This window comes from Streptomyces sp. ActVer, assembly GCF_027270795.1.
In the GTDB taxonomy this organism is placed as follows: Bacteria; Actinomycetota; Actinomycetes; order Streptomycetales; family Streptomycetaceae; genus Streptomyces; species Streptomyces umbrinus_A.
On record NZ_JAPWHT010000351.1, the window covers coordinates 1 to 11,017 of the forward strand.

Consider the following 11,017-nt stretch of genomic DNA (forward strand, 5'->3'; position numbering starts at 1 on the left):
GAGGGAGGGAGGGAGGGAGGGAGCCCCAGGAAATCCAGTAGACCGGAATCTCCAGTTTGCGGAATTCTTCATTCCGTCAAACGTCCTTGACTCGATCTTAATTGATACTATATACAGTCGTTAGCTTCAATGAGGCCACGGGAAAGAATCACGAGGAAATTCAAATGGTCGAAGAAACAACTCGACGTTTCTTTCTGCGGCGCTTAGGGGGGACTCTAATTGTGGGCGCGGGCGTTACCTCTGTCACCGCAGGATGCAGATCACCTCACCCGAAGCAGAAACCGCGCCCTTGGCGTCGCCCTGCAAGTGTCCCGCCAGACACATCCGACCCGTCATAACCATGAGCAGCCCTATATCCAAGTTTGGGGGCCGAGGGCGTGAGTGACGATCCCCCGGACCCGGACCCGGACCTTGCGCCGGGGCCGGCACAAGGTGAAACATCGCTCGATAAATTCAATGCATCCACAGGCGCGGTGGGCGCCGCTGCGTCAGTGGCCGCTTTGGTGAATTCCGACGACAAGCCAGAGGTCCCACGTGATGCATCGGTTTCACCCGATGGCCTGGTGTCCCAAATTCTCGACATCGGCGGCGATGCCGTGGATTTTATCCAGGACCTGTTTGGATGGTAATCGTCCAAAGTGCTACAGCGGCAGATCTTGCTGATGTGATCGGTTCGGATCGCTTTGGCGGAGGTGTGCGGGCAGGGGGTCGCCGCGCCACTGGTAGTGGCTGATGGCGGCTGAGGTCTGGTGTTCGGTTCGCCAGTGATGCTGGCGCAGGAGTTCTGCGTCGTCGTGGTGGACGACCAGGCCGGTGATGGCCAGGAGTCCGGCCAGTGCCGCGAAGGTTGGTCGGATCATCGGGCCGGGTTCGCGCGGCGGGCCGACTGGCCGTACCACCGGCTCCTCGGGGCCGGGGGTGTCGTGCGGGTCGATGGGAACGTCATTTGTGCGTGCGGCACGGGGGTCGAGGTGGAGTGCGCGATGGACGGTCAGAGAGGGCTGGGCCAGCATCGTGCAGGTGACGCTGCGGTGCCACGGGATCCACTTGCGGACCTGGTACTGGTCCAGACCGGTGAGCTGTTTGCCCTGCTCGTTGTCCTCTTCGATCTTCCACCGGATCCCGGCCTGGGCGATCACCGCGCCGGCGCAGGTGCCGACGGTCGCGTGGACGAGGAAGTAGGCGTACCCGTAGTCCAGGCGTCCGCCCGCGAGTTGCTTCTTGACGTGGAGCTGCCGAGAGACTGGGGATGCCATCGATCTCTTCCGGCCACGATGACGACCGACTTCTGGCCAGGGCTGCTGCCGGTCAGTGGCTGGCGCGGATCATCACGGTGAGGACCGGCGAGGCCGGTGACGGCTGGCTCTGGCCGATGTCCTCGTACCCCCACGACTTGTAGAGCGCGTGGACCTTTCCGTCCCCAGCAGCTGGGTTGACCATGAGCGTGACGTACGGCTCTTCGCGTGTGGCGAGGAGGGCGTCATGGATTTGGCGGGCGGTGCCGGTCTTCCGCCAGGTCAAGCGGACACCGATCTCCTTGAGTGCCACGGCTGGGCGCTCGGTGTACTTTTCCGCCGGCGCCGGGCTGGTGCGCTGCCAGTAGCGGTCACCGTGCCCGATGGTGTTGCCGTAGGCGTAGCCGATCGGATGCCCGTCCGCGTACGCGAGGACGGCTGTGAACCCCGGCTCGGTGCCGTGCCGGTCCAAGCGCTCGCCGAACGCGGTGACTGCGTAGTTCGGCAGGTGGAGCAGCGGGGCGCGCACGTCGGCGTACACGTCGAGGAGGTCGCCGCGGACGGAGTCGAGGGTGGTAAACGTGCGCAGTTCGATGGCGGGCGCCTTGGTCATGCGGCCATCCTCCAGGTGGCGGTGTGCTCGGTCCAGGTCTGCACGCTGGAGCTGCCCGTCGCGGTGGCACGCAGCGCGGCCCCGAACTCCTGCAGCATGCGCGTGACCCGGGCGTGCTGGGTAGCGACGTCGACAGGGACCTTCATCGCGGTGGCCGTGGCGGCGTCGGGGGCGCCCTGTGCGAGCTGGGCGTGTGCAAGCCGGGTCGTGGTGATGGCGAAGGACCGGACCATGTGGGGCCGGAGGGCGGACAGGCAGCGGTGGGCGTGGTACTCGGCGGTCGAGTAGTCGCCGAGCGACAAGTGCGCTGACAGGGCCAGGGAGTCCAGCTCGGCCTGATCGTAAAAGGCGAGCATCCACACCGGCCGGTAGTCGGCGGGGTCGGCACGCAGCATGGCGTCCTGCGCCTGCTCGAACGCGCGACGGGTTCCGGTGCGGTCCTGCGCCGCGCCGTGGATGGCGCCCTGCCGGGCCAGGCCGAGGGACGCGAACAGCGGGTCACGGCGTGTGAGGTGCAGGTTGCGGGCGACGTCGTTGGCGGCGAACGCGTCGGCGGGGCGGCCCATGTGGCGGTACATGGTGCCCGCGTGACTCCAGATGCGGAACTTGATCTCCTGGTCGCCGGACATCTCGGCGAGGGCCTGGGCCTCACGCATGTGCGCCTTGGCAACGTCGTAGCGCCGGCCGTCGATGGCGGCCCACATCGCTGAGGAACGGAACGCGGCTGCGGAGGCGTAGAGGCTGCTGCGTACTCGTTGGCTGGCGCTGCCGGCGTTCTGGAGGTTCAGTGCCTCGTCGGCGAGCGCGGCGGCCCGTTGCTCGATGCCGAGTTGGCCGCCATGGCGGTGGTCGCTGGCGATGATCTCGGCGAAGCGCTTCTGGAGGCGGTCGACGTCGCTCATGCCGATGCGGCGCGTTGCGGTGCCGGGCGCGGCTGCTGCGGCGGCAGCCGCCGCGATCCCGCCGACGAGGGTACGGCGCTTCATGTCGGGGTCCTCCTGCTGCGGTGTGGCCGGGGTGGACGAAGGCCGGCCCCGTGGCACGAACCCTAGAGCGATGGCGGGCAGGCCGCTGACGTCCTCAAGCGCCTTGCGGGTAGCCGATTTGGGCCACGTGACCCGGCCTGCTTTCCAGTCCCGGACCGATGAGCCGTCCAGACCGCCAGGTCGCCCGGTCAGTCGCTCTAAGGCCCTGTTCACAGCGTCAGCAAGGCTGTTGGAGCTGTAGCCGTGTTCGGCCATCCACGCCTCCAGAACGGTGTTGCGCGTGGTGTCCATCTCCGCACGGTAGCCCTCCCGCCTCTCACCCACCAGGTAAACGAAAGGTCAAATCGCCCTAGGTCCTTCCGTGGGACGGGCAGCTGATCGCCCTAATCACCTTGCCCCGAAAGGGAGTTGTCTTGTTGTCGGTCGCTCGCCACGCCTCACCGTGCGGGCGGCTGTTGACGGCCCGGCCTGCCCCTGAGGTTTCCCTCGCAGGGGCAGGCCGGGCGCCGAGACAACCCGAAGGCTCCCCCAATGACGAGTCTCACTACGCAAGTTCGCGTCGCCTCCGTCGGCCACCCCGCCTATAGCCAGACCTTCCCCTGCGAGCCGTCCACGGCCGAGATCGGCCGTCGGCTCCTCCGGGACGTCCTCGGCATATGGCGCCTCGACAGCCTCGCCGACCAGGCCGCGCTGATCGTCACCGAGTTGATCGCGAACGCCGCCAGGCACACCCCGTGCCACGAGATCCGCCTGTTGGTCGAGCGGCCGAGCGCGACGCGACTACGTGTGGGGGTGTTGGACCGGGAGCCTGCGCGCCTACCGGCTCTCAGCCAGGCCGATGACGATGACGAGTCGGGCCGCGGGTTGTTCCTCATCGACGCAGTCGCCGACCGCTGGGGATACGACCTGCACGGCTCGGGCAGGCGCCCATGGGGCAAAGAAGTCTGGGCCGAACTCCGTATCAAGGACGGCGCGTGAAGACCCAGGCCACGGCGAGCCCGCCGCTCCCCCACGTCGCCCGCCTCCGCCCCCGCCAGCAGATGGCCGGTGCAGTGGGACGGGCAACACGCCCCCATCTATGCGTGCGAGCCGTGCCTCGACCGCCTCAAGGCTCAGGCACTCGGCTACTTCATGGAGCGGCGACCGGGGACCGGGGACCGCCTGATCAGACTCCCGGCACACGACTTCCCGGTGTGAGGCAGGCGGCCCGCGAGGAATTCTTCGCGGGTTACGTCCTCTCGTGCCGGGTGGGCCAGGAACCGTCCGGGGAGCGGGCCGTCCGGCAACGCTCCGCGTGATGGGTACTGGTGGGCACCACAGTCCAGCAACACACCAACGATTACGAGGAGTTGGAGCATGACCCGTAACCGCGTAGTTCCCAGCCGTACCGAAGTGCACCCGCAGACCCCGGGATCGTCGGACGGCTTCGACCTGGATGTCTCTCTCGTCGAGATCGCCGACCCGGCGGGCCTGGTCAATCTGACCGACGACGGCTGCGGCTCCACCTGCGGAGCCTGCACCACCAACGTCGCCTGACCCGGAACTCAGGTCACTCCGGGCTGGTGCCGCCGCGCCCCGGCGTGGCGGCACCAGCCGCCTGTCCCCACGCCCCACGGAGGTAGTTGGTGATTGCTCCGCCCGCAGCGTTCCGAACCGGCACGACAGTTCTCGTGCGCGCCGTAGCCCGGCCGTCGCTGTCGGTTTCTCCGTGCCCTGACCTTGATGACCGCTCGCCCAGCAGCTTGGCGGCCTGTGCCACGTGGCTGCGTGCGGTCTGGGCGAACCAGGATGTCGCCGAGGCACTGCAACACTCCAGCCCGGTCCTGGCCGCGCAATTACAGGCCCTGTGCAAGGCCGAGCGGCCTCCTCTGCGGGACATACGGCGCGCGGCGCAGTCCGTAGCCCGCTATCTGCTGCGGGCCGAGCACCGGGCTACGCCTTTCGGCCTGTTCGCCGGGGTGACCACCGCAGAGTTCGGTCCGCAGGCGGGTTCGGGCTGGGGCGCAGGGCATGTGGCCGTCGGCCGCGCGGGGGCTGAGTGGCTGGCCTCCGTGGTCGACCGGTTGGAGTCGTGCCCGGACCTCCTCGAACGGCTGCCCGTCGTCGTCAACAACACCGTGACCAGCCGGGGAGACCGGCTCATCGTGCCGTTCCAGCCCGACGTCCACGACGACCGCACTCGCGCGGTCGAGACGTCCCTGGCCCTGACCGCACCCGTGCGCGCGGTCCTCGCCGCGGCCCAGGCACCGATCCAGGTCGGAACGCTCGCGGACAAACTCCGGACAGAGTTCCCCGACGCAGGGACGGGAAGGGCGCGTCATCTGCTGGCGGAGCTCATCCGGCAGCGGGTACTGATCACGAGCTTGCAAGCGCCGAGCACCGAGACAGACGCCCTCGGCTATCTGCTCAGCCAACTCGACGCGCTCGATGCCGGAACCCTCGCTCCGGTCGCAGAGACGGTGCGCGAGCTTCGCGCGGTCCGGGCGGAACTGGAGGAGTGCGCCACGCGCGGTGGCCGGGACAGCGTCGCGGCACGGATGCGGGCCCTCGTGCCCGGCCTGCGCCGCCACCCCGTCGCGCTCGACCTGCGCCTGGACGCGCAGATCGTTCTGCCGGACGACGCAGCCCGGGAGATCGAGCGCGCGGCCCTCATCCTGACCCGGGTGAGCACCCGCCCGTACGGGACCGCGGCGTGGGGCGAGTACCACCAACGGTTCTACGAGCGGTACGGCATCGGCACGATGGTGCCGCTCCAGGAGGTCGTGGCGGACAGCGGCACCGGGTATCCCGACGGCTACCCCGGCAGTCCGGCCGGCGCGCGTCGGCCTCGCCTCTCCGCCCGGGACGACGTCCTCGTACGACTGGCGCAGGCCGCCGTACTCGACGACCGCCACGAGGTGCTGCTCACCGACGACCTGGTTTCGGCCCTCGACGTGGGGCCCGACGAGCCCCGGCTGCCGCCACACCTGGAGGTGGGTGTGAGGGTATACGCGGCCAGCCTGGGGGAGTTGCAGCGCGGGCGGTTCCGGCTGGAGGTCGTGAGCGTGTCCCGAGGCGCCGGCGTCTCCACGGGCCGGTTCCTCAGCGTGCTGACCCCCGCCGACCGCGTGGCCCTGACCACAGAACTCGCCGACCTCCCGGCTGCGGACGGCAACACTGTGACCGCGCAGCTCTCTTTCCCGCCGCTGCTCCCTGAGAGCGCCCACGTCACCCGCGCCCCGCAGGTCCTGCCCACCGTGATCAGCATCCAGGAACACCGCGCCCCGGCGGACTCCGTCCTCACCCCGGAGGACTTGGCAGTGGGATGCGACGGCCGCCGCATGTACCTGGCCGCCCCTGACCGCGGCCACCGCGTCGAGGCCGTCGGGGTGCACGCGCTGAACCTGCTCACCCACACTCCGCCGCTGGTGCGCTTCCTCACGGAACTGTCCCGCGCCCAGTGCGCCCAGGTCACCGCGTTCGACTGGGGCGCCGCCTCGGCGATGCCGTTCCTTCCACGCCTGCGGTACGGGCGCACCGTACTGGCCCCGGCACGCTGGCGGCTGGAGGTGTTCGAGCTGCCCGGCCGCTCCCGTCCTCGGGCCGAGTGGGACGCCGCGCTCACCGACTGGCAGGCCCGACGGCGGCTGCCTCGCCGCGTCCACCTCGTGGACGACGACCGACGCCTCTTCCTCGACCTCGACGAGGCCGGCCACCGGACGCTACTGCGCCAACACCTCGACCGTACGGACCTGGCCGTGCTCGTCGAGGCCCCGGAACCGGATGCGTACCGCTGGTGCGACGGGCGAGCCCACGAGGTCGTAGTGCCCCTCAAGGCGACCCGATCGTCGAAATGGCCGCTCCTGCCCGCCCCCACCCAGGCCCGCATCCTCTGCGCGGCCCAGATCCAGACCCCCGCTTCCTCCCTCGTACTTCTGGCCGCTCTGTACGGAGATACCCGCCGCCAAGACGCCCTGCTTTCCCGGCACTTGCCCGTCCTCCTCGAACAACTCGGCAACCCACCCTGGTGGTTCATCCGCTTCCGCGACCCGGACCAACACCTCCGCGTACGCATCGCACTCCCCTCCCCGGAAGCCTTCGCCGAGACGGCCCATTCGGTGAGCGCCTGGGCCGACGAGCTGCGCGACGTCGGCCTGCTGGCCGATCTGCGGTACTCCACCTCGTACCGCGAGATGGGCCGCTGGGGCTCCGGCGCCGCATGGGAGGCGGCCGAGGATGTGTTCCGGGCGGACTCACGCGCCGTCCTGACCCAGCTCGCCCAGCCGCAGCGCCCCGGCCCGCGCACGCTGGTGGCGGCCCATACCGTCGCCGTCGCCTCCGCGTTCCTCGGCAGCACCGAAGCGGCGATGCGGTGGCTGATCGACCACATCCCGCCGACAGCCCCCGCACCCGTTCCGCGCCCGCAGTTCACCGAAGCCGTACGGCTCGCCAATCCGTGCGACGAGTGGGCGGCGCTGCGCCGTGTCCCAGGCGGAGACGCCATCGTTTCGGGATGGACAGACCGGGATACGGCACTCGCCACGTACCGGCCACACCTGCCGGGCCCGGACACCCAGGGCATCGCCGTCGACGACGTCCTGATCTCTCTGCTGCACGTCCACTTCGTGCGGCACATCGCCGTGAACTTCCCGGAGGAAGAGGTGTGCCTCTACCTGGCACGCGCCGCCGCCCTGGCCTGGACCGCCCGCACCACCGGGAAGACCTCATGACCGCGCACCGCGCGCTCGACATGGTCGACGCCGTCGCCTCCCAGCTCGCCGACCCCGAAACTGCGTATCTCGGGGCCCGGGCGGCCTCCTCATACCGGCAGCACCTCGCGTACGGCCCTCCGGGCATCGCGCTCCTGCACATCGAGCGAGCCGCGAGCGGCCTGGGGCCATGGCAGCGCGCCCACGACTGGCTCGCCGCTGCCTCGCGGGAGCCGTTCACCAGCGGCCACGACAGTCATCCCTTCTACGGAGCACCGGTCTTCGCCCACGCCCTGGCCTGCGCCGCCGACCACCTCTCCGGCTCCTACCAACGCGCCCTGAACACGATGGACCGGCAGATCGAGATCGACGCTGTACGCCGCCTCGACGCCGCACATCGCCGCATCGACGCCGGACGCCTGCCGGAACTCGCCGAGTTCGACGCTATCCGGGGCCTCACCGGCTACGGGGCCTATCTCCTTCGCCGTGACCTCGGCAGCTCCACGATGCGCACCGTCCTCGACTACTGCGTGCGCCTCACCGAACCGATCACCCGCCAGGGCGAGACCCTGCCGGGCTGGTGGACGCAGACGGGCCCCTCGGGCAGCCCGGACGACGACCGATTCCCCGGCGGGCACGCAAACACCGGCATGGCACACGGCATCGGCGGCGTGCTCGCCCTCCTGTCCCTCGCCGCCCGGAACGGCACCCTCGCCGAAGGACACCACGCAGCACTGCGCGCCATCCTGGCGTGGCTGGACCGCTGGCAGCAGGAGACCGGTCGCGGACCGGCCTGGCCGTACTGGGTCACCCGGGGCGAGTTGCGTACCGGGTGCCTCGCCCCGTCTGCGCCCAGGCGGCCCTCCTGGTGCTACGGCACCGCCGGCCTCGCCCGCGCCCAACAACTCGCCGCACTCGCCCTTGGCGACACCGACCGCCAGATCGACGCGGAGAACGCGCTCGTGGCCGCCCTCACCGATTCCAACCAGCTCAAGGCCACCACGGACAACGGCCTGTGCCACGGCTTCGCCGGCCTCGCCCACATCGCCGCCCGTACGGCCGACGACGCCCACCCCTCGACCGTGGGCCAACTCCGCGCCGCGATTCCCGCACTCCTGGCTGCGGTCCACCCGCCGGGCACCGACCCCGCGCTCACCGCCACGGCGCTCATTCAGGACGAGGAACGGGGACCCGGTCTACTCGACGGCGCCGCCGGTACAGCCCTGGCCCTCATCGCGCCCAGCACCGCCACCCCTCCCCGGTCCGCCTGGGACGCCTGCCTCCTCATCGCCTGATCCGTCGACCGAAGGACCCCCATGCCGTCCGCCCGCTGGCAGCAGCACAACATCACCTTCGTCGACCGTGAGAGCGCCCGGCGCGTCATCGCCGAACGCATCGGCCCGGCCCTGATCACGGCTGAGACCGACGGGCAGCTCACTGGCTGGTGGTTCATGAACAAGCAGCCCTGGCCGCTGCGTTACCTCGCTGAGGAGCCCTCACCCGTCATCGAGTCGCTGCTGAGCGACCTCGTCGGCGACGGCGTAGCCGTGTCCTGGCTGCCCTGCATCTACGAGCCCGAGACCGACACGTTCGGCGGCCCGGAGGCCATAGACGCGGCCCACGAACTGTTCCACAGCGACTCCCACCACCTGATCACCTACCAGCCGAGCCCGGAGCACCTGGGACGCCGGGAGACCGCCACCCTCCTCGCGAGCGCCATGATGCGCGGTGCCGGACTCGACTGGTTCGAACAGGGCGACGTATGGGCGAAGGTCGCCGCCCTCCGGCCTGCCACCTCCCCACTACCACCCGAACGAGCCGATGAACTGACTCCGGCCATGCGGAAGTTGATGACCGCCGATGCCCAGAGCCTCTGCCGTCCGGACGGCCCGCTCCACGCATACGACGAATGGGTGGCCGCCTTCGAACGGGCGGGAACCACGCTCGCCGACCTCGCCAACCGCGGCGCCCTCACCCGCGGCCTGCGCGCCGTCATCGCCCATCACGTCATCTTCCACGCCAATCGCGCCGGTCTCCTCCGGGACGACCAGAGCGCCCTGTCCAACATCGCACGAGAGGTAGTCATGGGAACGAGCGACAACACCGCATCGCCCGCCGAGGCCACGGTCGGCGCCGATAGCGTCAGCGCGGTGAACTCCGACACGATCGTCACCCCCACGGCGGACGCCGAGCGCCTCCGCAACGCCCTGGTCGACCAGCTCCGCGCGGACGGGCACGCTCACACGACCGCCGTCGAGACTGCGTTGCGCACTGTGCCCCGCCACGTGTTCGTGCCCGAAGCGTCACTCGAAGACGCCTACGCCAACGCACCGGTGCACATCAAGTACGACACCGACGGCACGTCCATCTCGTGCGCCTCCCAGCCGGGCGTCGTCGCTCTCATGCTGGACCAGCTCGACGTCCGGCCCGGTGAGCGCGTTCTCGAACTCGGCGCCGGCACCGGCTACAACGCCGCTCTGCTGGCCCATCTGGTCGGCGAGAGCGGACACGTGACCACTCTGGACGTCGACGACGACCTCGTGGAGAGCGCCAGCGCACATCTCGCCGCCGCCGGGATCACCAACGTCGAGGCCGTGACCCGCGACGGTGCCCTCGGATACGCCGAGGGAGCGCCGTACCACCGGATCATCGCCACTGTGGGCGCGCACGGCGTGCCGCACTCCTGGCTGCAACAACTCGCCCCCGGCGGACGGCTCCTCGTCCCCCAGCGCCTCAAGGGCAGCGTCTCCCGGTCCATCGCCTACGAGCAGCGCGACGGCCGATGGGTGTCCCTCGGCAGCGAGATGAACACCTTCATGCCACTCCGGCGCGGCATCGCCGACGACGACCGCCGAGTCATCCCGCTCAGCGCGGACGGCACCGTCCGGCTCCAGGCCCCTGCCGGGCAGAACATCGACGCCGCTCTCGCCGGTGTCCTGGACCAGCCGCGCACCGAGGAATGGACCGGCATGACGGTCCGTGCCATGGAGTCGCCGGAATGGATGGAACTGTTCCTCACCTGCTCCCTTCCCTCCGGCCTGATCCGGATGCTGTTCCCCCAGAGCGCCAAGGGCGATCTGCTCACCGAGGACCCCTACCCCTCCTCAACCGCAGCCGTCGAGAAGGGCGCCGTCAGCTACCTGGCGCGGCGCCTGTCGGAGGAGCAGACCCCTGAGGGCGGCAAGCTCTGGGAGTTCGGCGTCATCGGCCACGGCCCCGGTAGCGACGAACTGGCCGCGAAGGTCGCGGACGCCATCCGCACCTGGGACCGCGAATACCGCGACCGTGAAGCCACGTTCGAGATCCAGCCCCTCGACGCGCCTGCCATCGAGCAGCGCCCCGGCCTCTTCGCTCTCGACACCCCGCTGAACCGCATCGTCGTCGACTGGCGGTGACGCCCCAGGCGTGCCGGACGGTGCCCGTCGGCGTACGGCCGACGGGCACCGCCGCCTCAGCAGTCCTCGCTCTCGACCCGGGGGATCCATGGACCAGATC

The 11,017-nt window shown here is 69.9% G+C and carries 9 protein-coding genes; 6 read left to right on the forward strand and 3 right to left on the reverse strand.

The window, feature by feature from the left end; genetic code table 11:
- The first annotated feature begins 377 nt into the window (after positions 1 to 377).
- Complete coding sequence (locus tag O3Q52_RS38775) at positions 378 to 629, forward strand: hypothetical protein (protein WP_269653280.1); 252 nt, start codon at positions 378 to 380, stop codon at positions 627 to 629.
- A 12-nt stretch (positions 630 to 641) separates the two neighbouring features.
- Here O3Q52_RS38775 and O3Q52_RS38780 read toward each other — a convergent pair whose 3' ends face one another.
- Genes O3Q52_RS38780 through O3Q52_RS38790 form a run of 3 tightly spaced genes read right to left on the reverse strand, consistent with a single transcriptional unit; the run spans position 642 to position 3,125 of the window.
- Positions 642 to 1,256, reverse strand: a complete 615-nt coding sequence (locus O3Q52_RS38780; protein ID WP_269653288.1) for a hypothetical protein — start codon at positions 1,254 to 1,256, stop codon at positions 642 to 644.
- Between the two features lie 52 nt (positions 1,257 to 1,308).
- On the reverse strand, positions 1,309 to 1,848 hold the full coding sequence (locus O3Q52_RS38785) for a GNAT family N-acetyltransferase (RefSeq protein ID WP_269653281.1): 540 nt from the start codon (positions 1,846 to 1,848) through the stop codon (positions 1,309 to 1,311).
- On the reverse strand, positions 1,845 to 3,125 hold the full coding sequence (locus O3Q52_RS38790; protein WP_269653282.1) for an XRE family transcriptional regulator: 1,281 nt from the start codon (positions 3,123 to 3,125) through the stop codon (positions 1,845 to 1,847). Before O3Q52_RS38790 ends, O3Q52_RS38785 begins: the two co-directional genes overlap by 4 nt.
- 240 nt (positions 3,126 to 3,365) lie before the next feature.
- Here O3Q52_RS38790 and O3Q52_RS38795 point away from each other — a divergent pair, with 240 nt between their 5' ends.
- The 5 genes from O3Q52_RS38795 to fxlM all read left to right on the forward strand — a co-directional run bounded on the left by O3Q52_RS38795 (position 3,366) and on the right by fxlM (position 10,917).
- Entirely contained in the window at positions 3,366 to 3,812 is a 447-nt protein-coding gene (locus tag O3Q52_RS38795; protein ID WP_269653283.1) for an ATP-binding protein, read from the forward strand.
- 378 nt (positions 3,813 to 4,190) lie between these two features.
- Positions 4,191 to 4,370 (forward strand): FxLD family lanthipeptide, encoded by a 180-nt coding sequence (locus O3Q52_RS38800; protein ID WP_269653284.1) that lies wholly within the window; start codon positions 4,191 to 4,193, stop codon positions 4,368 to 4,370.
- Between the two features lie 206 nt (positions 4,371 to 4,576).
- Entirely contained in the window at positions 4,577 to 7,543 is a 2,967-nt protein-coding gene (locus O3Q52_RS38805; RefSeq protein ID WP_269653285.1) for a lantibiotic dehydratase, read from the forward strand.
- A complete protein-coding gene (locus tag O3Q52_RS38810; protein WP_269653286.1) occupies positions 7,540 to 8,817 on the forward strand; it encodes a lanthionine synthetase C family protein in 1,278 nt (425 codons plus the stop codon). Before O3Q52_RS38805 ends, O3Q52_RS38810 begins: the two co-directional genes overlap by 4 nt.
- Before the next feature lie 21 nt (positions 8,818 to 8,838).
- The gene (fxlM, locus tag O3Q52_RS38815; protein WP_269653287.1) at positions 8,839 to 10,917 is read left to right on the forward strand and encodes a methyltransferase, FxLD system; all 2,079 of its coding nucleotides are present in this window, start codon (positions 8,839 to 8,841) and stop codon (positions 10,915 to 10,917) included.
- The last annotated feature ends 100 nt before the right edge of the window (positions 10,918 to 11,017 follow it).